The following is a 21,565-nucleotide window of genomic DNA, read 5'->3' as shown; positions in this document are numbered from 1 at the left end:
CCTGCACTCGAGAAGGCGCGCCGATGCGATGAGGTAGCGTGGGTCATTCGTGAGTTGAACGCAGGACAATTCTGGAGGAGACATGAACTTACGCACTGTGGTTCTTGGGCTCGCGATCCTCGCATCCGCAGCCTTTAGCTCTCTGGCTGCGCAGGCCGATTCGCAGCTCGACGGACTGATGAAAAACCCATCCAACTGGGCGACCCAGGCGGGCGATTATGCGAATCACCGCTACAGCCCGCTCAAGCAGATCAACGAGAACAACGTCGGCAAAATGCAGGTCGCATGGACTATGTCGACCGGCGTGCTACGCGGCCATGAAGGCGCGCCGCTGGTGATCGGCGACACGATGTATATCCACTCCCCGTTTCCTAACAAGGTGATTGCGGTCAACCTGAAGGATCAGACGTTCCTCTGGCAGTATCAGCCGAAACAGGACGAGCAGGTCGTCTCCGTGATGTGCTGCGACACCGTCAATCGCGGTCTCGCATACGGCGATGGCAAGATCTTCCTGCAGCAGGCCGACACCAAGCTCGTCGCGCTGAACGCGAAGACGGGCGAGGTGGTGTGGACCGCGCAGAACGGCAATCCGAAAGCCGGTGAAACCAACACCAACGCGCCGCACGTATTCGGCGACAAGGTGCTGACCGGCATCTCGGGCGGCGAGTTCGGCGTGCGCGGTCGTCTGATCGCGTACGACATCAAGACCGGCAAACCGGTCTGGACCGCGTACAGCACGGGCCCCGACAACGACATGCTGCTCGACCCGCAAAAGACGATGACGTACGCCAATGGCCAGATGGTGCCGGTGGGCGCGGATTCGTCGCTGAAGTCGTGGAAGGGCGATCAGTGGAAGCTCGGCGGCGGCACCACGTGGGGCTGGTATGCGTGGGATCCGAAACTCAATCTTGTGTACTACGGTACTGGCAATCCGGGCACATGGAACCCGACGCAACGTCCGGGCGACAACAAATGGTCGATGTCGATCTTCGCGCGCGACCTGAATACCGGCACGGCCAAATGGGTCTACCAGATGACGCCGCACGACGAATGGGACTATGACGGCGTCAACGAAATGATCCTGTCCGATCTGACGATCAACGGCAAGCAGGTGCCCGCGATCGTGCACTTCGACCGGAACGGTTTCGGCTATACGCTCAATCGCCAAACCGGACAGCTGCTGGTCGCGCAGAAGTACGACCCGGCGGTGAACTGGGCCGACCGTGTCGATCTGCAAAGCGGCCTGCCGATTCGCAACGCGGCGTACTCGACGCAGGCGGCCGGCTCCGATCACAACGTGAAGGGCATCTGCCCGGCGGCACTCGGTTCGAAGGACCAGCAACCGGCGGCGTACGATCCGAACTCGCATCTGTTCCTCGTGCCGACCAACCACGTCTGCATGGACTATGAGCCGTTCGATGTCGATTACGTGTCCGGACAGCCGTATGTCGGCGCCACGCTGTCGATGTATCCGGGCCCCAACGAGGGCAACGCGATGGGCAACTTCATCGCGTGGGATGCGAGCAAGGGCAAGATCGTCTACTCGAAGCCGGAGAAGTTCTCGGTGTGGTCGGGGGTGCTGGCGACCGCGGGCGGCATCGCGTTCTACGGCACGCTGGAAGGCTACCTGAAGGCGGTGCGCATCAAGGACGGCAAGGAACTGTGGCGCTTCAAGACGCCATCCGGAATCATCGGCAACGTCTTCACGTATGAGTATCAGGGCAAGCAGTACGTCGGCGTCTACTCGGGCATCGGCGGCTGGGCCGGCATCGGCATGGCGGCCGGCCTCGAAAAGCCGACCGAAGGTCTGGGCGCGGTCGGCGGCTATAAAGAGCTCGCGAAGTACACCGCGCTCGGCGGCACGCTGTTCGTGTTCGCGATTCCTGGTGAAAAGAGCTGAACCAACGGCTCAATCGAACGGCTGAACGAGCGGGGCGGCCCGAGCAGGCACGGCCGCCCCATCAGCCTCGCGAGGCCAGTGAATCACCCCAATCGTGCCCGTCTGGTGGATGCGTCGATGAAGCGCATCGGGGCGCGGCTTATTTCAGATGGAGACATGTGCATGAAAGGCCGATCTATCCTGTTGCTCACCGTGTTGCCCGCGGCGCTCGTCGTGCTGCCCGTCGCATACGCGCAGAACAATCCGTCGATTGCGCAGGTCGCGTACAAGGTGGTCGACGGCAGCAAGGTCGACACTAATACGCTGCAGGGCTGGAAGACGTGGCGCGCGCTCGCTTGCGAACGCTGCCACGGCGCGCAGCAGCAGGGCATGGTCGGACCGTCGCTGATCGACGCGTTCAAGACGCTGGACAAGACCGAGTTTCATCGCACGGTGTTCGGCGGCCGGGTGGAGAAGGGCATGCCCGATTTCAGCACCAGCCAGATGATGCAGAAGAACTGGGAAAACCTCTACGCGTATCTGAAAGGACGCTCCGATGGACAGATCAAGCCGGGCGATCTGCAGGCCATCGACGCTAAATAAACGCCGCGCCGTCATTCTTCCGGAGGCTTACGATGCGTGATAAGAGAAGCATGTCCGTGCATGTCGGCATCATCGCCGCCGCGCTATGCGGGGCGGCGCTCGCGAGTGCCGCGGTCCGGGCGGACGGCCCCGAACTGCCGAACAACGACGGCGCTGACGGCGTGCTGAGGGTGTGCGCGGACCCGAACAACATGCCGTTGTCCAACGACAAGGGCGAGGGCTACGAGAACCGCATCGCGGCCCAGATGGCCAGCGACTTCGGCTACAAGCTCGAATACACGTACTTTCCGCAGCGCATGGGCTTCGTGCGCCACACGTTGCGCGAGAAGGATGACGGCAGCGGCCGCTATCGCTGCGACCTGATCATCGGCGTGCCGAAGGGCTATGACATGACGTCGACGACGCAGCCCTATCTGCGCTCGACCTACGCGATGGTGTTGCCGAACCGTCCCGAGTTCGCGAGCATCAAGACCCCCGACGACCTGCTCAAGCTGCCGCCCGATCAACTCCACAAGCTGCGCTTCGGCATCTTTTCGCAAACCCCCGCGGTGGACTGGCTGCTCGGCCACAACCTGATCGACCAGGCGGTGTCGTACCAGGTGCAAAGCGGCGATCCGGCCATGTACCCGGGGCAGATGATCGAACACGACCTGAAAGCCGGCAACGTCGACGTGGTGTTCCTGTGGGGGCCGATCGCCGGCTACTTCGCGAAGCGCGCCGGCGACTCGGTCAGGCTCGTGCCGTTCCCGGCGGGGCCCGGCATCCGCTTCGACTACACGATTTCGATGGGTGTGCGCTACGGCGAGAAGGCATGGAAGGACAAGGTGGATCAATGGATCGGCGCGAATCACGACAAGATCGACAGCATCCTCGCGACCTACCAGGTGCCGATGCTCAAACCGGTCGACGCGCCGGCGGCGAAGCCCGGCGACGCATCGCAATGACGCGCGCGCGCGGCGCATGGCTGCGCGCGGCACGCGCCGCGCTGATGGGGACGCTGTGCGTACTGTGCCTCGCGCCGGCCGCCGCGCGCGCGGCGAGCCCGGCGTCGGCGCCGGGCAGCGACGAGATCACGCCGGCCGAGCGGCTGATTTTTCTAACCGATCATCTGCACGGCGTCGCCGCGCAGACCGAGCTCGACTACGCGCTGATCGATTCCGGGCAGCCGTCGCGCAGCGCCGACGTCGTCAAGGTGCTGGTGCTGAGCGAGGACAACGCGAAAGGCGATGCGCAGGTCTCCGACCATAGCGGCAGCGTGAACCTGCCGATCGGCGGCCTGCAGTGCAATCCGGCGATCATCTATTTTCTCGAACACGACATCGCGGAGATGCAGGGTCTCACCGGCGGCCAGCGCCGCTATTTCCAGCAGCGTCTGCGTCTCGCGCTCGCCGCGGGGCCGCAGATCGACAGCGTGCCGAGCGAGATTGGCGGCAAGCCGGTCAGCGCGCGGCGCATCGTCGTGCAGCCGTATCTGAACGATCCGAACGCGGAGCGTTTCGCGCAATACACGGGCAAGCGCTACACGTTCCTGCTCGCCGACGGCGTGCCGGGTCAGGTCGTGCAGATTCGCACCGACGTGCCGGGACCCAATAATGACTTCGCGCACCCGGCGCATACGGAGTCGTTGAGCTTTCAATCCGCACTGAACAAGTTGCCGTCGCCGGGCAAGGCGCCGGCGAAACCGTCATCGAATGCGCCGCGAGCGAGTCGCTGAATCAAATGCAGAACGCGAGTTTCGCGACGAACCGGGTCAAGCTGAATTTCATTCGCACGCTGACCCTGCGGCAGTTGCAGATCTTCGTCGTCGCGAGCCGCTATACGAGTTTCGCGCGCGCGGCCGAGGAGCTGCATCTGACGCAGCCGGCAGTGTCGATGCAGATTCATCAGCTCGAAGATGCGGTCGGCCTGCGTCTGTTCGAGCGCGTCGCGCGCAAGCTGACGCTGACCGAAGCGGGCGAGGTGCTGACCCATCACGCGAGCCGCATTCTCGGCGAAATCAAGGATACCGAAGACGCGATGATGTCGCTGAAGCAAGCCGACAGCGGCTCGATCAACGTGGGCATCGTCAGTTCGGCGACCTACTTCGCGCCGAAACTGCTGGCGATGTACTCGCATCTCTACCCGAAAGTCGACGTGCACTTCTCGGTCGGCAATCGCGACGCGTTGCTGCGTTGGTTGCAGGACAACGCGATCGATCTCGCGATCATGGGCCGCCCGCCCCCCGAACTCGATACGACGGCCGAGCCGCTCGCGAATCATCCTCAGGTGGTGATCGCGCCGTTGAATCATCCGTTGTGCGGCGCGCGCCGCTTCGATCTGCAGGAATTGCGCCACGACACCTTCCTGCTGCGCGAGCCGGGCTCGGGTACGCGCATCGCGGCCGAGGTGATGTTCCGGCAGCATCTGTTCACGCCCGCGAAAACCGTCACGCTCGGCAGCAACGAAACGATCAAGCAGGCGGTGATGGCGGGCATGGGCGTGAGCCTGATCTCCCTGCATACGTTGCAGTTGGAATTGCGCACCGGCGAGATCGCGCTGCTCGACGTGAACGGCACGCCGATCGAACGCACGTGGCAGATCGTGCATCTGCGCTCGAAGCAGCTTTCGCCGACCAGCATGATGTTCCGGCAGTTTCTGCTCGACCATGCGGCGGTGCATCTGGAGCAGGAATACGCGGCGTTTGCGGGGGTGTTTGCGAAACCGCCGGTCGGTGCGAAGCAGTAGCGTTATACCCGCGCAACCGTCGATGGCACAGTCTGTACCCGGCTGTCGTGACAGGCTGCCAACTTTTCGGATTCGATTTAACTCCTGCGTCCCGCTGGCGTGACCGGCATAAACCGTGCTTGAACGGAAGGCTGGCGAGTCTCGAAGCGCGCCGACGTTGGCGCGTCGCGCAATCAAACGCCCGCCACCACGGAAGGGGATCGCAGCGATGGTTTCTGGCGAACAGCTTCAGGACTGGCGTTCTCACGCCCAGCTGATCGAAGACGAAGTCGCGAGAGTCGTCGTCGGCCAGCGGCAAACGCTGAGGCTCATCAACATCGCGCTGTTCGCCCGCGGCCACGTGTTGCTCGAAGGCGGCGTCGGCGTCGGCAAGACGACCGTGTTGCGGGCGTTCGCGCGCGTGGTCGGCGGCGACTTCGAGCGCGTCGAAGGCACGATCGATCTGATGCCGGGCGACCTCGTTTACCACACCTATGTCGATGCCGACGGCAAGCCACGCATCGAGCCGGGCCCGCTGCTGCGCCACGGCGAGCAGCTGACCACGTTCTTCTTCAACGAGATCAATCGCGCGCGACCGCAGGTTCAATCGCTGCTGCTGCGCGCGATGGCCGAGCGTTCCGTGTGGGCGTTCGGCCGCGAACACCGCTTTCCGCACATGACCGTGTACGCCGACCGCAACAAGGTCGAGAAGGAAGAGACCTTCGAGCTCGCGTCGGCGGCGCGCGACCGCTTCCTGTTCGAGCTGAACATGCCGACGCCGGCCGATGTGGACGCGCGGCGCAGCCTCGTCTTCGACACGATGTTCCATGACGTCGACGACCTGCTCGCGCGACTGACGCCGTCGATCGTGCCGTGGGAGCAACTGAACCGGATCGGCGCGGCGATCCAGCAAGGCGTGCAGGCGAGCGAGACGATCGAGCGCTACGTGCTCGATATCTGGCAGGCGACGGAGACGCCGCTGCGTTTCGGCATCGCGCTCGACGGCGTCGACATGCAGCAGTTGATTCTCGCGGGCGCGAGCCCGCGCGGCATGAGCGCGCTGCTGCGGGCCGCGCGCGTGGTCGCGTGGCTCGCGGGCCGCACGCATCTGATTCCGGAGGACATCCACGAAGTACTGCTGCCGGCGCTCGGTCATCGCGTGTTCTTCACGCCGATCTACGAGTTGCGCCGCCAGGCGCTGGCCGAAGCGCTGATCGCGCGGATCGTCGCGAACGTCGCGGTGCCTCGCTGAGCGGCGCCGGCGCGCACACCACGATGAACGGCACCGCGGAATTCCACTACCGTCTGCCGATGCGCGCGGCCGGCGCGCGGCCCGGGTCGCATCCGGGCTCGAGCTTCGGCTCGGGTCAGCAGTTCGCGATGCACGGCCGGCTGTTCGACTATCCGGACCCGCGCCGTCTCGATCTGCGCGCGAGCTTGCGTGCGGCCCGCGACGAGTGGCTCGTGCGCGTGCATTTGCAGCGCGTCGCGGTGCCGGTATTCGCGATCGTCGACGTGTCGGCCTCGATGCGGTTCGGCAGTCGTCAAACCAAGCTGCAGGTCGCCGCCGATTTCGTCGAGGCGCTCGGCCATAGCGCGTTTCGGGTCGGCGACCGGCTCGGCATGCTGGCCTTCGATAGCGGCGAGCGCGACGATCTGTTCATGCCGGCGCGCACGGGTCGAGGCACCGGCGCGCTGCTCGCGAGCATGCTGCGCGAATGCGCGACTGAGGCGGCGGCGCGCGCGGCGGATCGTCAGACGGATGGTCAGGCCGCGCGTGTGGCCGTCGAAGCATTGCGGCGGTGTGCGATCCGTATCGCTGGACGCCAGGCGCTCGTGTTCATCGTGTCCGATTTCCACTGGCCGCTCGCGCGGCTATCTCCGGTACTCGACATGCTGGTGCATGCGTGCGTGGTGCCGATGGTCGTGTGGGACGCGGCCGAGATCACGCCGCCGCACCACGCGTCGCTGCTGGCCGTCAACGATGCGGAGTCCGGCGAGGAGCGGCGCGTGTGGCTCTCCCGAGGCGTGCGCGAACGCTGGCGCGAAGGCGTCGCGCGCCGTCGCGACGAACTCGCCGCCGGGTTCGGCGCGCGCGGCATCCGGCCGTTCTATGTCGAAGGCGGGTTCGATCCGGAAGCGATGTCGCGCTACTTTCTGGAGTTGACGGCATGAGCGCGCCGGGCGTGCGCGGTGGTGTTGCGCGCCGGGCGGCAATGCGCGTGCTGATCGCGTCGCTATGCGGCGCCGCGTGCGCGACGGCCAGCGCCGCCGTGGTGACTGCGCGGGTTCAGGAGCCGCGCGCGTTCGGCTATGTGCTCGGCGACGTGCTGACGCAGCGCGTGCTGCTGGAGGCCAACGGTCAGGACGTGGGCGCGGTCACGCCGCCTTCGGTCGGGCGCACCGGCGTGTGGCTCGAACGCCGGCCCGTGACGCTCGAAACCGATGCCAACGGCCGCAAGTGGATGGTGATCGCCTATCAGGTCGTCAACGCGCCGCAGACGCTCATGCAGATCACGTTGCCAGCGTTGATGTTGACGTCGGCGGCGGGCACGCAATTGCGGGTCGCCGAATGGCCGGCGAGCATCGGACCGTTGACGCCGCAAACGGCGTTCGCCGCGGGGGACTTGCAGCCGCTGCGGCCCGATCGTCAGGCGCCGATGCTGGGTACGGCCGGCTGGCGTCGGCAGATCACGTGGGCGCTCGGCCTGCTGATCGCGACGCTGCTCGCGTGGGCGGGCTGGTGGTGGGCGCGCAACCTGCGCGAGTCGGCGCGGCTGCCGTTCGCGCGGGCATGGCGGCAGATGCAACGGCTGCCTGAGGCGTCAGCCGCTGCATCGAGCGAAGCGTGGGTCTGCCTGCATCGTGCGCTGAACGAAACCGCCGGCCAAGTCGTGCATCTGGCCTCGCTATCCGCGTTGCTCGCTCGCGCGCCGTATCTGCAACCGCTGCGCGCGCAGCTCGAAGGTTTCTATCAGGCGTCGTCCGAGCGTTTTTTCACGCCCGCGCCGAATGCCGTCGACAATCCCGCCGGGTTGTCGTTGCACGCGCTGTGCCGTGCGTTGTATCGGGCGGAGAGGCGCCATCAGCGATGACCATGAGTCTCGACTTCGCCTATCCGTGGATGCTGGTGCTGCTGCCGCTCGCCGCGCTGCCGCTGCTGCGGCGACGCAGCGACACGCTGGTGTTTTCGAGCGTCGCATGGCTGCCCGCCGACGAGCTCGGGTGCGTGGCCGGTTGGCTCGCGCGCGGCGGCGCGGCGCTGGCGATCGCGGCGATCGTCGTCGGGCTGGCGGGGCCGGGGCGCTCGCAGTTGCAGGTACTGCGCACGGGCAGCGGCGCGCAGATCCTGATCCTGATGGACCGCAGCGCGAGCATGGACGAGCCGATGGGCAGCAAGGGCGTCGAGTCGCCGCGCGGCGACTCCAAGAACCGTGTGGCGCGCGCCGCGTTGACGCGCTTCGTCGAGCAGCGGCCGAATGACCGGCTCGCGTTCATGATGTTCGGCACCAACCCCGTGCTGGCGATGCCGTTCACGTACAACCATCGCGTGATCGAGGCCGCGGTCGCGGCCACGGCGATTGGCCGCGGCATGCCGGATACCGAGCTCGATCGCGGCATGCTCGCGGCGATCGCGCAATTCGACGGGCGCCTGTCGTCGGGGCGCCGCGCGATCGTGCTCGTGTCCGATGGCGGCGCGCTGCTCGACGAACCGATGCGACGGCGCATCGAGTCGGGACTGCGGCGCGACCAGATCGCGCTGTACTTCATCTACCTGCGCAGCAGCGTCTTCAGTCCCAATCTGAACGCGGCGCTGCCGGTCAGCGGAACCTCGGCCGAAGCGCAACTGCATCGCTTCTTTCTTACCCTGAGGACGCCCTACCGGCTGTTTCAGGCCGAAGACCCGAAGGCGATGATGGCGGCGATCGCGGAGATCAACAGGCAGCAGAACGCGACGACGACGTTCGTCGAACATCTGCCTCGCCACGCGCTGAGTCCGTACTGTTTCGCGCTCGCGCTGTTCTGTACGGCGCTGCTGGTGCTGCTGCACCAGTTGCAGGTCAGGAGCTGGACATGAGGCGCACGTTGATCCACACGCTGTTCGGCACCGTGGCGATCTGCTGCGCCGCGTGGGCCGCGTATGGCTTCGTTCGTTTGCAGCACGCGGAGCAGGTCGATCAGGCCATTCGTGCGACGAACGCCGCTGCGCGCGACCGGCGTGCCGGCGACGACGCGCGCGAGGTTCAATTGGCCCGCGCGATAGCGCTGTCGAAGGCGGGCGCCTATGACGCGGCGGCGCGGCTTTATAACGGTCTGATCCCCGAGGGCAGCCCGCCTGACGAAGTCGGCCGCGCGGCGCTGTTCGATCTCGGCAACCTGTACCTGCGCGAAGGCAGCGGCGACACCGCGCAGGCCGTCAGATCGCTCGCGATGATCGGCGAGGCGAAGGCGCGCTATCGGCTCGCGCTGCGCGCGGCGCCTGACGATTGGGACGCGCGCTATAACCTCGAGCGTGCGCTGTGGCTTGCGCCGGAAACGCCGTCCGCGCTCGCCGGTCCCGATGTCAAAGAGCAGCACAACGTCACCCTGCGCGATCCGCAGAGCCAGGACTTGCCATGAGCGGCGTCTCGCGCGAGCGCGGCTTCGCGAGCTTGCGTCACGCGTTGACGCCGCTCGCGCTCGCCGCGTTGATCGCGGCGGTCGCGATGCCGGACGTCACGTTGCCGCGCAACACGTTCAACTACATCGTGACGTTCGATATTACGCAAAGCATGGACGTCGAGGACGTGGTGCTCGACGGCGCCCCGGTCAGCCGGCTCAAGTTCGCACAGGCCGCGATGCGCGACGCGCTCGGGCGCTTGCCGTGCGGCTCGAAGGTGGGCTGGAGCGTCTTCACCGGGCAGCGGGTGTTGCTGCTGATGTCGCCGGTCGAAGTCTGCGGCAACTACGATGCGTTGCTGGTGTCGCTCGACGGCATCGACGGGCGCATGCGCTGGACCAACTGGAGCCGCATCGCCGAGGGCGGCGTCTATTCGGCCGTGCGCGTCGCGCAGCAGGTGGGCGGCGGCGCGGCCATCGCGTTCGTCACCGATGGGCAGGAGGCGCCGCCGGTGTCGGCGTCGCGTCCGCTGATGGAGGGCATCAACGCCGCACGGATCAGGGGCTGGCTGATCGGCGTTGGCGGCGACCAGCCCGCGGCGATCCCGAAGACCGACGCCGACGGCAACCGGATCGGCTACTGGCAGGCCGACGACGTGATCCAGGCCCCGCCCGCGCCAGGCTCCAGTGGGCAGGCGCATACGCACGAGGAATTGTCGGAATTGCAAGGCGAGTACCTGGCGGCGGTGGCCGGGCAGACCGGCCTCGATTATCGGCGCCTGCTGAACGTGACTACATTCGGCGATGCGTTGCTCGATGCACACTTCGCCCGCCGCGAACCGGTGCCGACCGATCTGCGCTGGTGTCCCGCGCTGCTCGCGTTGTTGCTGCTCGTCGCGCGCTTCATGCCCGATGCCGTTCTCGCCTGGCAGCGCGTCTGGCGACAGCGCATTCGAACGATCGTTTCGCTCGTTGCGCCGGCATTCAATGGCCGGCCGACACGGGTCGATTGAATACCGCGAGCGCGCGACCGTTGATGTTGCAACGGTTGAACGTGCAGGCATCCAGCCGAATCGCATAGTTGCTTCCGGAACCTCGCAAGAGTTGCCGGGATCGTTCGACTCGCGAGGCTTGCTCAAGTCGCTTTTGCCGGTCTTCGATGCCTGAAAGCGCTTCCGTGCATCACCTCACACATTGACCTATCGGTCCGCAAATGACTGACTACAATGTCTGAATGCAAGCGGCGCTGTAACACGCGCGGTTCGACCCGAGCGCTGAGTCATGTGACGTTTCAATTCCTTCACGGAGGCATGGATGGCGTGCCAAAACGAGAGGGTGGTCGGAGCGATATGCATCGTGATGAGCGGCTACGCGTTTGCGGGCGGCCCCACTGGCGATGCGCCCGAACGGATGATGGTTGCCAACATCGTCGCGTCCCCCGTCGAAGTCGTGCCGCCGATTCCCGAGCCTCGGCACTACTTCGAGCAGCGGCGCTATGCGATGGAGTATCAGGGGGATCAGGGCAAGCCGTTCTATCCGCAAATGCAGAACTTCTATAGCGTGGACGTGACGCGCGATGTCCAGCTCGCTACCGCGAAGGCGCTGGCGTCGTCCGGACCGGAGTTCGCGCCGGTGTCCGAACCAGGCGCGCGGGCTGCCACGCAGGATGCCACGAATCCTTTGCATCTGGGGCCATCGACCGGGCCGCAAGTGTCCATCGTTCAGATGAACGGTTCCGTGTTGTCGATCGGTGCGTCACCGCAACGACGTTTGTCGTTGACGATCAACGACTGGGTGTTTTCCGGCACCGCGCGCGTGGCGATTCTGCATTCGCACGATACGGGCGCGACGCTCATCGTCAAACATCGCTTCTGACTGATATGGAGCAGGCGTGCCTCGCGCGCCGGCCGAGGACGTCACGTCGACGAAAAACGCTCGCGATACACCTGCGGCGCCACGCGCAGCTGACGCACGAAGCTGCAGCGCATCGTTTCCTCGCTGCCGAATCCGCATCGCGCCGCGATCCGTTTGATCGACCAGGATGTTTCGCTCAGCAAGCGCTGCGCCGTTTCGACGCGCAGTTGCTCGACCGCGCGGGCGGGCGTGCGGCCCGTTTGCGCCTTGTAGTGGCGCATGAAGCTGCGCTCACTCATATGAAGCCGTCGCGCGAGCGCGGGGACCGACAGATCGGATGCGAGATGCGACGTCATCCATGCATGCAATTCGCCGAAACGGTCGTCGGCATGTTGCAGCGACAGCGTCGCGCTGAATTGCGACTGACCGCCCGGCCGCTTCAGAAACACGACGAGTTCGCGCGCGACGTCGAGCGCCAACGCGCGTCCGTGATCTTCTTCGAGCATGGCCAGCGCGAGGTCGATACCGGCAGTGACGCCAGCTGACGTCCAGATCGCGCCGTCGCGAATGAAGATCGGATCGGCTTCGACATGCAGTTGCGGATACGCCTGCGCGAGTTCGTCGCAACGCCCCCAATGCGTGGCGACGCGCCGGCCGTCCAGCAGCCCCGCCTCCGCGAGCACGAACGCGCCCGAGCAGACCGAGGCGACGCGTCTGCAATGCGGCGCGTGGCGCTGAGTCCAGCGGATCAGACGCTGATCGGCCGATGCGTCGCGAATCCCCCAGCCGCCCGGAACGATCAGCGTATCGACCGGCGCCTTCACCGAGCGTAGCGAACCGGCAATTACCGCGAGTCCTGACGACGACGTGACGGGGCCGGCTTCGGCTGCCACGACGCGTGGCGCGTAAAGTTTGTCGAGCCCGCGCTGCGCGACGAGTTCATTGGCGGAAGCAAATACCTGAAGCGGACCGCTGACGTCCAGCAGTTGCATGTTGGGGAACGCGAGCAGCACGATGGAGCGGGGAGCGCTGGACATGTCGGGTGTAGATGAGGGCCGTGATAGCGTGTGGCAGAAACCAAGGGGTAAATGGCAGTCTTGCCACAGCCTACCCGCATAGAATCGATCCGTCCACCTGCAAGAAGTGGCAGACGACAGGTTTCGATTTCTCCTTCGATAAGGCATCCCTATGAACCTGCAAATCGGTTTTCTGGTGTTTCCGAAAGTACAGCAACTCGATCTGACTGGCCCGCATGACGTGCTCGCATCGTTGCCGGGCGCCACGATGCATCTGGTCTGGAAGACGCGGGAGCCCGTGGTGTCGAGCAACGGGCTCGTGCTGACACCGAGCACGACCTACGAAAGCTGCCCGCCGCTCGACGTGATCTGTGTGCCGGGCGGAAGCGGCGTGACGGACCTGATGCAAGACGCGCAAACGATCGACTTCGTTCGCCGCCAGGCCGCCAGCGCGCGCTACGTGACGTCGGTCTGCACCGGCGCATTGCTGCTTGGCGCGGCCGGTTTGCTGCGCGGGCGACGCGCGACGACTCACTGGGCGTTCCACTCGTTGCTGGAACCGCTCGGCGCGATACCGACGCATGCGCGTGTGGTCCGCGACGGCAATCTGATTACGGGCGGCGGCGTGACGGCGGGCATCGATTTCGGCTTGACCGTGGCTGCCGAACTGGCGGGCGTCGAAGAGGCGCAGGCGATTCAGCTCGAACTCGAATATGCGCCGGCGCCGCCGTTCGACGCGGGCGATCCGGCGTTGGCGCCGCAAGCGGTGGTGGAACTGGTCCGGCGACGGTCGGCTGAAGGCTTGGCCGCGCGGCGCCGGGTCGTGATGGAGATCGTGCAGACGCAGGCTCGGTGATCGCGAGCCTTGCATGCGGGTGCGGGCATTCCATTAAACTGTGTGGCTCTACCCGTTTGCGCCAGCCGGATTGATGCGATGAAGCACTGCGAATTTGCCCGGGAGCCCTCCCGATGCGCGTAGGCAAGCCCGTCAAGGCCCTGCCGCAGCCGTCATGCGACTACTGCGGCAACCGCGCATTGCTCGCGCGTTACGGCGACGAGTCGTACCCGTATCGCAGCGATCAAGGGCCGCTGTGGATCTGCATTTCGTGTCAGGCGTGGATCGGCGTTTATTCGCGCAGCAAACATAACCTGCCGCTCGGCCGCCTCGCCGACGCGACGTTGCGCGAGGCGAAGAGCAAGCTGCACGATGCGCTTGAACCGCTCGTTGCCGGGAAGGTGCGCCGCGATGGCGTCAACGCGTTCGAAGCCCGCGCGAAAGCGATCCGGTGGGTCGCGACCGAGCTTGGTTTCGATCCGGTTCCGGCGAGTATTCACGCGTTCACGCCTGAGCAGTGCGAACAGGCGTTGCGTTATGTCGAGGCTTTTATCGAGGCTCGGCGCACGCGATAGCGCGATGCGGCCAGCCGACCAACTGCCCCAACATCGGGTTTATCACTCCGGCAGATAACCGTATAGCATTTCCTTCGTTGGCATCGCGCGCGCGGGCCGGTACATTCGTCGCAATGACCGCGCCATTAGGCGCCCGCTGAATAGTTTCGACGAAGAGAGTCCTGTGATGACTACCGGTGATGCTTTTGCCGCTGCCGCTCAATCCTTCGAGATCCGCGCATTCGATGCGCCGCTCGGCGCCGAAGTGGTCGGACTGGATCTCGGCCAGCCGCTCGGCGACGACGATTTCGCGCGAATTCACCGCGCGCATCTGGACTATCACGTCCTGGTGTTTCGCGACCAGCGCATCACGCCGGAGCAGCAGATCGCGTTCAGCCGCCGCTTCGGCCCGCTGCAGATTCACGTGCTGAATCAGTTCGGTCTGCCCGGCTATCCCGAGGTGCTGGTCGTCTCGAACGTGATCGAGAACGGCAAGCCGATCGGTCTCGGCGACGCCGGTCACTACTGGCACTCCGACCTGTCGTACAAGGACAAGCCGAGCCTCGGCTCGTTGCTGCACGCGCAGGAACTGCCGGCCGAGGGCGGCGATACGCTGTTCGCGAACATGCATCTGGCGTGGGACACGTTGCCCGCGCATCTGCGCAGCGCAGTCGAAGGACGCAGCGCGGAGCACACCTATCTGGCCAGGTACGCGGAATTGCAAAAACGCAGCCCGTGGCGGCCGAATCTGTCGGCCGAGCAGATCGCGCAGGTAAAGCCGGTCGTGCATCCGATCGTGCGCACGCATCCGGAGACGGGGCGCCGCGCGCTATTCGTCAGCGAGCACTTCACGACGCGCGTGATCGGTTTGCCGGAACACGACAGCAACGCTTTGCTCGACGAACTCTTCGCGCACAGCGTGCGGCCCGAGCATCTATACCAGCATCGATGGGCCCAGCACGACATGGTGTTCTGGGACAACCGCTCGGTGATGCATCTCGCCGCCGGCACACCCGATCATCTGCGCCGCAAGCTGTATCGCACGACGATCGAGGGCGACGTGCCGTTCTGAAGCGCGACGTTTTCGATCGCAACGACACCCGTCACACCGCACGCCGACTGGAGTTTCAATGCTGAGCCGATTTCGCCCGCTGTCGAAGGCCGAAGCCCACGAACGCGCGCTGCATTGCCTCGACAAGGTCGGGCTTGCCGCGGTGATCGTGATCGGTCTGCTAGTCGAGCATCTTGTGTTCGATACGCTCGAACGCGTGACTGTGCGGCGCTGGGGCGTGCAGCAGTAACGCGTTGCGTCGGCGAAAATTTCCGGTTGCGTCCGTCGCTGGTGTGGACTACAAATCTAAGGTTACGCGCTGGCTCGATTCCTGGCGGGCCGGGTTTCCGTTCAGAACGACAGGGAGAGTGCCGTCATGGGAATGCGCCCCGATCCTACCTTTCATGCATCGCCGAAGCTCGCGATGGATGCGCCGGCGGAAGAATACGCGTACACGGTGCTGCTCAGTCCGGATTTCTCGCAGCCCGACGCGCTTGCCGTGATCGACGTGAAACCCGGTTCGCCGACCTATAGCCAGGTGGTCCACACGGTGCCGGTGCCGAACAAAGGCGACGAATTCCATCACTTCGGCTGGAACGCATGTTCGTCCGCGCTATCGCCGTTGACGGGTCACGCGTTTCTGGAACGACGCTATCTGATCATTCCGGGCATGCGCTCGTCGCGCATCTACATCGTCGATACGAAACCGCATCCGACTCAGGCGAAGATTCACAAGATCATCGAGCCGGAGGAAATCTTCCGCAAGACCGGCTATTCGCGTCCGCACACCGTGCATTGCGGACCGGAGGGCATCTACGTGAGCACGCTCGGCGGTGGCGGCAAAGACGGCACCGACGGGCCGCCCGGCATCTTCATCATCGACTGCCAAACATTCGAGGTGCTGGGCCGCTGGGAGATCGAGCGCGGTGCGCAGGAAAAGCATTACGACTTCTGGTGGAATCTGCCGCGCGATTACATGGTATCGACCGAATGGGCGCTGCCGCCGCAATTCGAAAACGGTATCGTGCCCGAAGATCTGCTCGCGAACAAATACGGCCACCGCGTGCACTTCTGGGATCTGCGCGGCAGGCGCAACGTGCAGACGCTCGACCTCGGCGCGAATCATCAGATGGCGCTCGAAGTGCGGCCCGCGCACGATCCGAGCCGCGAGTACGGCTTTATCGGCGTCGTGGTTGATACGACGAATCTGGAAGGGTCGATCTGGACCTGGTGGCGCGAAGGCGGCCACTTCCACATCGAAAAGACCGCGACCATTCCACCGGAGCCCGCGCATGCCGACGAATTGCCGCCGCTGCTGCAAGGTTTCGGCGCGGTGCCGCCGCTCGTCACCGACATCGATCTTTCGATCGACGATAAATTCCTCTACGTGTCGTGCTGGGGCACCGGCGAGATGCGCCAGTACGATGTGACCGAACCGCGCAAGCCGACATTGACGGGTTCGGTGCGCATCGGTGGCATTGAACGTTGCACGCCGCATCCGAACGGCAAAGCTTTCACCGGCGGTCCGCAGATGGTCGAGATCAGCCGCGACGGCAAGCGCATCTACTGGACCAACTCGCTCTACTCGACGTGGGACGATCAGTTTTACCCGGATGGTGTGCCCGGCGTGCAAGTGATGGCGCATGCCGATTCTGATGGCGGTCTGAAGCTCGCCGAAGACTACTTCGTCGAGTTTCCCGCCGGCTATCGCGCGCACCAGATCCGCCTCGAAGGCGGCGACTGCTCGACCGATTCGTTCTGCTATCCGTCGGTGGGCGTTTGAGCGGCGCGGTGTCGCCGCAAGCGGCACTGTGGCTGGCCGTCGTCGCGAGCGGTGTGTATCACGGACTTAATCCGGCGATGGGGTGGCCCCTCGCGGTGTCGAACGCGCTGATGCAGCGGCGCTCGCAAGCGCTGCTGGTGGCGCTTCTTTATCTGGCGGCGGGACACGCGCTCGCCATACTGCTGATGATGCTGCCGTTCGCGATGCTCGCGAGCGTGCTCGCATGGCAGCGCCAGATGCAGATCGGCGCGAGCGTGCTCGTGATCGGCTTCGGTCTGGTGTTGCTGATGCGCCGGCGTCATCCGCGCGTGCTGGCGAGAATTCCGCCGTCGCGGCTCGCGCTATGGTCTTTTGCGGTGGCGATCGCGCACGGCGCTGGCTTGATGCTGGTGCCGATCTACCTCGGTCTGTGCCGCGCCGACGACATGGACAGCGCGCACAGAGCCGCCCAAGCGCTGATCGAAACGAGTCTGCGCATGGCGCTGTCGGTTTCCGCGGTGCATGCGGCTGCGATGACGATGGCCGGTGGCGTGCTCGCATGGCTCGTGTATCGCTACCTCGGGCTCAAGTTCGTGTCGCGCAGCTGGTTCAATCTCGATGCAGTGTGGGCGTCGAGTCTGATTCTGGTGGGGGGCGTGTCGCTGGCGTTGAATGCGGCGGCGGCGGGTTTTTCGGGGTGATCCGGACGCGGCCGATGCGGTCGTGGGCACAGCGTATGCTGGCCAGTCCAGGTGCAGGAACGCAATTGCGTGCGGGTCCTGATTTTTCCTGTCGTCACCTAAACCGGAGAAGATCATGCCGCTGAAGAAAGGTACATCGAAAGAGACCGTGTCGCACAACATCAAGACCGAGTCGAAGCATGGCAAGCCGCACAAGCAGGCTGTCGCGATCGCATTGAATCAGGCGCGCAAGTCGGGCGCGAAGATTCCGAAGAAGAGCGAAAAATAAGCTGCTTCAGCACGCGCGGTCGCACCCATGACCGACAGGCCGCCGAAAAAGCGCGCGCAGGGCGACGCGCAATCGGAGCAACCGGATGTCGACCCCGACCAGCATCCGGCGAAGCTCGACGATTGCCGCCGTTGCGCGCTCTGGCGCAACGCGACGCAGGCCGTACCCGGTGAAGGGCGGCGGCATGCGTCGATCGTGCTGGTCGGCGAGCAGCCCGGCGACATGGAAGATCTGCAGGGCAAGCCCTTTGTCGGGCCGGCCGGCGCGTTGCTCGACAAAGCGCTCGAAGAAGCGGGCGTCAAGCGTAACGACGTGTATGTGACGAATGCGGTCAAGCATTTCAAGTGGATTGCGCGCGGCAAGCGTCGCTTGCACAAAACGCCCGCGCAGCGCGAACTCGATGCGTGCAGCTATTGGCTCGAGCAGGAGCTCGGCATGCCGGATGTGCGCGTGGTCGTCGCACTGGGCGCGACCGCGTTGAAAGCGGTTCTCCACGATTCGCGCGCGCGCTTGCTGGACGCGTTCGACAAGACGCTCGAGCGCGGCGAGCAACACGTGGTCGCGACGTACCATCCGTCGTATGCGCTGCGCGCGCCGGACCCTGAAACGCGCCGCGAGGTGTACGAGCGAATCGTCGCCGCGCTGCGCACCGCACAGAAGCTGGCCCACGGCGGCAAGCGCTCAGGCTCAGGGTAACGCCGGCGCGCGTGTCGCTTGTAATCCGAGGTCTTTGATCAGTCGCTGGGCGTCGAAGGGTGCGCGCGCTTTCACATCGTTGTCGAAGTAGCAGTAGACGTCTCGCGCCGCTCGGCGAGCCGGCGCCAGTTGCGGCGCGATCAATCGCGCGTCGGCCGGCTGCGAGCCGCTGCGCCATGCATCGAGTCGCTCGGCCCATCGTTGCAAAGCTTCGTCCCGGTATGAACCTGAGTATTTGGCTTCGCTGCCGTGCAGGCGGATATAGATGAAGTCGGCCGTCAGATCTTCGGCGACCGGCCACGGTTCGGTGGAATCGGAAACGACGAGCGCGACGCCGTATTGCCGAAGCAGGCTCACGAACGCCGGATCGACAAAGCTCGCGTGACGCACTTCGACCGCGTGGCGCAACACACGCTTGCGATCGATCTCGACGTAAGGCGTCTTCACGCGCTGATCGTGTTGCTTCGCGAGCGCCGATGCGCTCGCGGTGTCGGGCGGCAACACGCGCAGAAAGCGCTCCATCGCCGCGGGCTCGAAGCGCAGGGACGGCGGAAATTGCCACAGGATCGGACCGAGCTTTTCGTTCAACGCGAGTAGCCCCTGCGCGAAGAAGTTCGCGATGCCAACCCGGGCCCTTGCATCGCGAAACCGCAGCATATGCGTCAGATAACGCGCGCCTTTGATGCCAAACACGAAGCCATCGGGCGTTTGCGCATACCAGCGCTGCCAGCTATCGAGCGATTGAAGGCTGTAATGCGTGCCGTTGATTTCGATCGTGCCAAATAGCGCTGACGCATACTGTAATTCGGCTGCCTGCTTGAGATCCTCGGGGTAAAAGCTACCGCGCCATCCTTGATAGCGCCAGCCGGAAATACCGATACGCACATCGCCGCTTTTCTTCATTCGCGCGTCCACTCCGGTGGAATGGGATTCTTGTCGTGCGCCGACCTCAGCGTGTTCTGCGACGCGACGGATCGCGGCGTCATTGAATACGCGCGATTTCCTTCGCGACCGAGGCCGGGCTGTCGAAATTGTGATCGGGCAGACGGTCGACCAGATCGATGATGTCGGTATTCGCGTTATTCTTGCGCGCCTGCTCGACGAGCTTTTCTCGCGTGGTCGGGTATTTGACACCATCGAGTGCTTTTTCGACGTCAGCGGGATGCGGTTGACCGGGGTGACGATGATCCTGGGAATGAGCGGGGTGCTGTGACATGATTCCTCCTTGGATGAGTACATCACGACTGCGCGCCTACGGGTTCATGCCGCATATGTCGTGCCTCGCCGCGTTCGGCGAAGTGCCGATCGCCTGCGGGCGCTTTTTTCAGCGGTAACGCGTGCGAAACGATCTGCGAATCAAGGACAACGAAACACAAGGCGCGATGAGGAACGCGGCTTGCGCGCAGCCTCACACCGTAGCGCCGCTGACACCTGACCTTGCAAGGAGGCCGTCATGAGCACGATGCTCGCCTATCGCATTCACAGCTTCGGCGGCCCCGAGGTGTTTAAGGCCGAGAAGATCGATATCCCCGAGCCTGGCGCCGGCGAAGTGCTGGTGCGCGTGCGCGCGGCCGGCGCCAATCCGGTTGACCTGAAGACGCGTTCGGGCCAGTACCCGTTGATTCGCGAAGACCAACTGCCCTATACGCTGGGGCGCGATTTTTCCGGTGTGGTCGAACGGGTCGGCCCGGGCGTCGCGCAATGGCGCGCGGGCGAGCAGGTGTATGGCTTTGTTGGCCATGGGCAGGGCGCTTACGCGGAATTCGTCGTCGTGCCCGCGAGCGCGCTAGCGCGTGCGCCGCAAAAGCTCGATGCGGTGAGCGCGGGCGCCGTGCCGCTCGCCGCGTTGACCGCATGGCAAGGCCTCTTCGATCACGGCTGCCTCGAAGCGGGCGGCCGCGTGCTGATTCATGCAGGCGCGGGCGGGGTGGGACATTTCGCCGTGCAGTTCGCGAAGCAGAAGGACGCGGAAGTATTCGCGACGGCGTCCGGTGACGGCATCGAGTTCGTGCGCTCGCTCGGCGCGGATCGGGTGATCGACTATCACGCGCAGCGTTTCGAAGATGTCGCGCGCGACATGGACCTGGTGTTCGATCTGATCGGCGGCGATACGCAGCGCCGCTCGTGGTCGGCCGTCGCGCCGGGCGGCGCGCTGATCTCGACGCTCATCGAGCCGTCGCAGACCGAGGCGTCGAACCGCGGCGCACGGGCAGCGCGGTATACCGCGCGACCCGATGGCCGGCAATTGACGGAGATCGCGTCGTTGATCGACACGGGCAGCGTGCGCGTCGTCGTCGCCGAACGGTTCGCGTTCGATGCGACGGCCAAGGCGCTGGAACGGCTCGCGAAAGGCCACCTGCGCGGCAAGATCGCGGTGCAAGTCGCGTCGTAGTAAGAGAGCGCGTTGTGCGCTAGCCCGGATTCGCGTCGTCGCTCGCACTGCGCAGCGGCGCGCGGCTCTGATCGTTGTTCAGATGCACGAACTTTCTTAGCAGCCTTAATAGCTGTTGCGCGTCCTCGTCTCCCATGCCGTCGAGCAAACCGTGATTGAGCGCGTTGACGCCGGGGATCAGTTCATCAAGCAACTGCTCTCCAGCCGGCGTCAGCAATAGACGACGCTGACGGCGCGGCAGAACTTCGCGCACGATCCAGCCTTTCGCTTCTAGCCGGACCGCGATATCGGCGGTGGTCGACGTGTCGAGGCCGACCCGTTGCGCGAGCGTGACCTGATCGAGGCCGGGCAATTCCTGCAGCATTCTGAGCACCGCATACTGCACGGGCGTCACCTCACGCCCGACCAGATCATGAAACATGGATACGGAAATCTGATGCGCGCGTCGGATCAGATGGCCGGGCTGGTCGTATAGATCGAGGCTGATCGCGCAAGTGCTGGTATCGGTTGAAGTGACCATATGTTCTGAGAACCGCGCGCCCCTTTCGCAACGAATGGAAATGACAGGCGGCTGTCGTGTTATCCGATTGAAAGTTCGTCCAGGGAAAACCTTATTTAATCATCAAAGCCGCATTGAGTACACTGAATCTCA

General features: G+C 64.7%; 24 protein-coding genes and 1 pseudogene. 21 read left to right on the top strand and 4 right to left on the bottom strand.

Annotated features, from left to right (window positions below):
* Positions 1 to 82: 82 nt before the first annotated feature.
* The 12 genes from F6X42_RS05845 (at position 83) to F6X42_RS05790 (ending at position 11,659) form a co-directional block, all read left to right on the top strand.
* Entirely contained in the window at positions 83 to 1,900 is a 1,818-nt protein-coding gene (locus F6X42_RS05845) for a methanol/ethanol family PQQ-dependent dehydrogenase (RefSeq protein WP_187633295.1), read from the top strand.
* 162 nt (positions 1,901 to 2,062) lie between these two features.
* Positions 2,063 to 2,482: a c-type cytochrome gene (locus F6X42_RS05840; protein ID WP_187633294.1), complete on the top strand. Its 420-nt coding sequence runs from the start codon at positions 2,063 to 2,065 to the stop codon at positions 2,480 to 2,482.
* Between the two features lie 32 nt (positions 2,483 to 2,514).
* Entirely contained in the window at positions 2,515 to 3,426 is a 912-nt protein-coding gene (locus F6X42_RS05835) for a substrate-binding domain-containing protein (protein ID WP_187633293.1), read from the top strand.
* On the top strand, positions 3,423 to 4,196 hold the full coding sequence (locus tag F6X42_RS05830; protein WP_187633292.1) for a hypothetical protein: 774 nt from the start codon (positions 3,423 to 3,425) through the stop codon (positions 4,194 to 4,196). Before F6X42_RS05835 ends, F6X42_RS05830 begins: the two co-directional genes overlap by 4 nt.
* Before the next feature lie 5 nt (positions 4,197 to 4,201).
* Complete coding sequence (locus tag F6X42_RS05825; RefSeq protein ID WP_187633291.1) at positions 4,202 to 5,206, top strand: LysR family transcriptional regulator; 1,005 nt, start codon at positions 4,202 to 4,204, stop codon at positions 5,204 to 5,206.
* 208 nt (positions 5,207 to 5,414) lie between these two features.
* Complete coding sequence (locus F6X42_RS05820; protein WP_187633290.1) at positions 5,415 to 6,437, top strand: AAA family ATPase; 1,023 nt, start codon at positions 5,415 to 5,417, stop codon at positions 6,435 to 6,437.
* A gap of 23 nt (positions 6,438 to 6,460) precedes the next feature.
* Positions 6,461 to 7,360 (top strand): DUF58 domain-containing protein, encoded by a 900-nt coding sequence (locus F6X42_RS05815; RefSeq protein WP_187633289.1) that lies wholly within the window; start codon positions 6,461 to 6,463, stop codon positions 7,358 to 7,360.
* Positions 7,357 to 8,280 carry a calcium incorporation protein MxaA gene (locus F6X42_RS05810; protein WP_187633288.1) on the top strand — a complete coding sequence of 308 codons (924 nt, stop codon included), beginning with the start codon at positions 7,357 to 7,359 and terminating at the stop codon, positions 8,278 to 8,280. The genes F6X42_RS05815 and F6X42_RS05810 overlap by 4 nt, the downstream gene beginning before the upstream one ends.
* Positions 8,277 to 9,263 (top strand): vWA domain-containing protein, encoded by a 987-nt coding sequence (locus F6X42_RS05805; protein WP_187633287.1) that lies wholly within the window; start codon positions 8,277 to 8,279, stop codon positions 9,261 to 9,263. Before F6X42_RS05810 ends, F6X42_RS05805 begins: the two co-directional genes overlap by 4 nt.
* Complete coding sequence (locus F6X42_RS05800; RefSeq protein WP_187633286.1) at positions 9,260 to 9,805, top strand: tetratricopeptide repeat protein; 546 nt, start codon at positions 9,260 to 9,262, stop codon at positions 9,803 to 9,805. Before F6X42_RS05805 ends, F6X42_RS05800 begins: the two co-directional genes overlap by 4 nt.
* Positions 9,802 to 10,797 (top strand): vWA domain-containing protein, encoded by a 996-nt coding sequence (locus F6X42_RS05795; RefSeq protein ID WP_187633285.1) that lies wholly within the window; start codon positions 9,802 to 9,804, stop codon positions 10,795 to 10,797. Before F6X42_RS05800 ends, F6X42_RS05795 begins: the two co-directional genes overlap by 4 nt.
* Before the next feature lie 301 nt (positions 10,798 to 11,098).
* Complete coding sequence (locus F6X42_RS05790) at positions 11,099 to 11,659, top strand: hypothetical protein (protein ID WP_187633284.1); 561 nt, start codon at positions 11,099 to 11,101, stop codon at positions 11,657 to 11,659.
* Positions 11,660 to 11,700: 41 nt separating this feature from the next.
* Here F6X42_RS05790 and F6X42_RS05785 read toward each other — a convergent pair whose 3' ends face one another.
* Positions 11,701 to 12,675, bottom strand: a complete 975-nt coding sequence (locus F6X42_RS05785) for a GlxA family transcriptional regulator (RefSeq protein ID WP_187633283.1) — start codon at positions 12,673 to 12,675, stop codon at positions 11,701 to 11,703.
* A gap of 151 nt (positions 12,676 to 12,826) precedes the next feature.
* Between F6X42_RS05785 and F6X42_RS05780 the strand changes: the two genes are divergently transcribed.
* The 8 genes and pseudogenes from F6X42_RS05780 (at position 12,827) to F6X42_RS05745 (ending at position 18,521) form a co-directional block, all read left to right on the top strand.
* Positions 12,827 to 13,510, top strand: a complete 684-nt coding sequence (locus F6X42_RS05780; RefSeq protein ID WP_187633282.1) for a DJ-1/PfpI family protein — start codon at positions 12,827 to 12,829, stop codon at positions 13,508 to 13,510.
* Positions 13,511 to 13,623: 113 nt separating this feature from the next.
* Positions 13,624 to 14,064 carry a zinc-finger-containing protein gene (locus F6X42_RS05775; RefSeq protein WP_187633281.1) on the top strand — a complete coding sequence of 147 codons (441 nt, stop codon included), beginning with the start codon at positions 13,624 to 13,626 and terminating at the stop codon, positions 14,062 to 14,064.
* A gap of 166 nt (positions 14,065 to 14,230) precedes the next feature.
* Positions 14,231 to 15,115, top strand: coding sequence for a TauD/TfdA dioxygenase family protein (locus F6X42_RS05770; protein WP_187633280.1), 885 nt, complete (start codon positions 14,231 to 14,233; stop codon positions 15,113 to 15,115).
* 130 nt (positions 15,116 to 15,245) lie between these two features.
* A pseudogene (locus F6X42_RS05765) lies at positions 15,246 to 15,344 on the top strand (ABC transporter permease); the annotation flags it as partial.
* Positions 15,345 to 15,470: 126 nt separating this feature from the next.
* Entirely contained in the window at positions 15,471 to 16,877 is a 1,407-nt protein-coding gene (locus tag F6X42_RS05760) for a selenium-binding protein SBP56-related protein (protein WP_187633279.1), read from the top strand.
* Positions 16,878 to 16,885: 8 nt separating this feature from the next.
* Positions 16,886 to 17,557, top strand: a complete 672-nt coding sequence (locus F6X42_RS05755; protein ID WP_312892494.1) for a hypothetical protein — start codon at positions 16,886 to 16,888, stop codon at positions 17,555 to 17,557.
* A 115-nt stretch (positions 17,558 to 17,672) separates the two neighbouring features.
* Positions 17,673 to 17,825, top strand: coding sequence for a DUF6496 domain-containing protein (locus tag F6X42_RS05750; protein ID WP_018437257.1), 153 nt, complete (start codon positions 17,673 to 17,675; stop codon positions 17,823 to 17,825).
* A 27-nt stretch (positions 17,826 to 17,852) separates the two neighbouring features.
* A complete protein-coding gene (locus F6X42_RS05745; RefSeq protein WP_187633277.1) occupies positions 17,853 to 18,521 on the top strand; it encodes a UdgX family uracil-DNA binding protein in 669 nt (222 codons plus the stop codon).
* Here the strand turns inward: F6X42_RS05745 and F6X42_RS05740 are convergent.
* Both F6X42_RS05740 and F6X42_RS05735 read right to left on the bottom strand, forming a co-directional pair.
* A complete protein-coding gene (locus tag F6X42_RS05740) occupies positions 18,513 to 19,424 on the bottom strand; it encodes a DUF72 domain-containing protein (RefSeq protein WP_187633276.1) in 912 nt (303 codons plus the stop codon). The genes F6X42_RS05745 and F6X42_RS05740 overlap by 9 nt on opposite strands.
* Before the next feature lie 79 nt (positions 19,425 to 19,503).
* Positions 19,504 to 19,737, bottom strand: coding sequence for a DUF2795 domain-containing protein (locus F6X42_RS05735; protein WP_187633275.1), 234 nt, complete (start codon positions 19,735 to 19,737; stop codon positions 19,504 to 19,506).
* Positions 19,738 to 19,974: 237 nt separating this feature from the next.
* On the opposite strand from F6X42_RS05735, the gene F6X42_RS05730 reads away from it, so the two are divergent.
* A complete protein-coding gene (locus tag F6X42_RS05730; protein ID WP_187633274.1) occupies positions 19,975 to 20,913 on the top strand; it encodes an NADP-dependent oxidoreductase in 939 nt (312 codons plus the stop codon).
* A 19-nt stretch (positions 20,914 to 20,932) separates the two neighbouring features.
* Here the strand turns inward: F6X42_RS05730 and F6X42_RS05725 are convergent, their stop codons facing one another.
* Complete coding sequence (locus F6X42_RS05725) at positions 20,933 to 21,433, bottom strand: MarR family winged helix-turn-helix transcriptional regulator (protein ID WP_187633273.1); 501 nt, start codon at positions 21,431 to 21,433, stop codon at positions 20,933 to 20,935.
* Positions 21,434 to 21,565 lie beyond the last annotated feature (132 nt).

The sequence above is a fragment of the Paraburkholderia podalyriae genome, assembly GCF_014397785.1.
Classification (GTDB): Bacteria; Pseudomonadota; Gammaproteobacteria; order Burkholderiales; family Burkholderiaceae; genus Paraburkholderia; species Paraburkholderia podalyriae.
This window is presented reverse-complemented; position numbering and strand designations above follow the sequence as displayed.

Bases quoted from the DNA above. Each gene is read 5' to 3' on its own strand.
- F6X42_RS05845 (WP_187633295.1), top strand. From the start codon at position 83: ATGAACTTACGCACTGTGGTTCTTGGGCTCGCGATCCTCGCATCCGCA.
- F6X42_RS05840 (WP_187633294.1), top strand. From the start codon at position 2,063: ATGAAAGGCCGATCTATCCTGTTGCTCACCGTGTTGCCCGCGGCGCTC.
- F6X42_RS05835 (WP_187633293.1), top strand. From the start codon at position 2,515: ATGCGTGATAAGAGAAGCATGTCCGTGCATGTCGGCATCATCGCCGCC.
- F6X42_RS05830 (WP_187633292.1), top strand. From the start codon at position 3,423: ATGACGCGCGCGCGCGGCGCATGGCTGCGCGCGGCACGCGCCGCGCTG.
- F6X42_RS05825 (WP_187633291.1), top strand. From the start codon at position 4,202: ATGCAGAACGCGAGTTTCGCGACGAACCGGGTCAAGCTGAATTTCATT.
- F6X42_RS05820 (WP_187633290.1), top strand. From the start codon at position 5,415: ATGGTTTCTGGCGAACAGCTTCAGGACTGGCGTTCTCACGCCCAGCTG.
- F6X42_RS05815 (WP_187633289.1), top strand. From the start codon at position 6,461: ATGAACGGCACCGCGGAATTCCACTACCGTCTGCCGATGCGCGCGGCC.
- F6X42_RS05810 (WP_187633288.1), top strand. From the start codon at position 7,357: ATGAGCGCGCCGGGCGTGCGCGGTGGTGTTGCGCGCCGGGCGGCAATG.
- F6X42_RS05805 (WP_187633287.1), top strand. From the start codon at position 8,277: ATGACCATGAGTCTCGACTTCGCCTATCCGTGGATGCTGGTGCTGCTG.
- F6X42_RS05800 (WP_187633286.1), top strand. From the start codon at position 9,260: ATGAGGCGCACGTTGATCCACACGCTGTTCGGCACCGTGGCGATCTGC.
- F6X42_RS05795 (WP_187633285.1), top strand. From the start codon at position 9,802: ATGAGCGGCGTCTCGCGCGAGCGCGGCTTCGCGAGCTTGCGTCACGCG.
- F6X42_RS05790 (WP_187633284.1), top strand. From the start codon at position 11,099: ATGGCGTGCCAAAACGAGAGGGTGGTCGGAGCGATATGCATCGTGATG.
- F6X42_RS05785 (WP_187633283.1), bottom strand. From the start codon at position 12,675: ATGTCCAGCGCTCCCCGCTCCATCGTGCTGCTCGCGTTCCCCAACATG.
- F6X42_RS05780 (WP_187633282.1), top strand. From the start codon at position 12,827: ATGAACCTGCAAATCGGTTTTCTGGTGTTTCCGAAAGTACAGCAACTC.
- F6X42_RS05775 (WP_187633281.1), top strand. From the start codon at position 13,624: ATGCGCGTAGGCAAGCCCGTCAAGGCCCTGCCGCAGCCGTCATGCGAC.
- F6X42_RS05770 (WP_187633280.1), top strand. From the start codon at position 14,231: ATGACTACCGGTGATGCTTTTGCCGCTGCCGCTCAATCCTTCGAGATC.
- F6X42_RS05760 (WP_187633279.1), top strand. From the start codon at position 15,471: ATGGGAATGCGCCCCGATCCTACCTTTCATGCATCGCCGAAGCTCGCG.
- F6X42_RS05750 (WP_018437257.1), top strand. From the start codon at position 17,673: ATGCCGCTGAAGAAAGGTACATCGAAAGAGACCGTGTCGCACAACATC.
- F6X42_RS05745 (WP_187633277.1), top strand. From the start codon at position 17,853: ATGACCGACAGGCCGCCGAAAAAGCGCGCGCAGGGCGACGCGCAATCG.
- F6X42_RS05740 (WP_187633276.1), bottom strand. From the start codon at position 19,424: ATGAAGAAAAGCGGCGATGTGCGTATCGGTATTTCCGGCTGGCGCTAT.
- F6X42_RS05735 (WP_187633275.1), bottom strand. From the start codon at position 19,737: ATGTCACAGCACCCCGCTCATTCCCAGGATCATCGTCACCCCGGTCAA.
- F6X42_RS05730 (WP_187633274.1), top strand. From the start codon at position 19,975: ATGAGCACGATGCTCGCCTATCGCATTCACAGCTTCGGCGGCCCCGAG.
- F6X42_RS05725 (WP_187633273.1), bottom strand. From the start codon at position 21,433: ATGGTCACTTCAACCGATACCAGCACTTGCGCGATCAGCCTCGATCTA.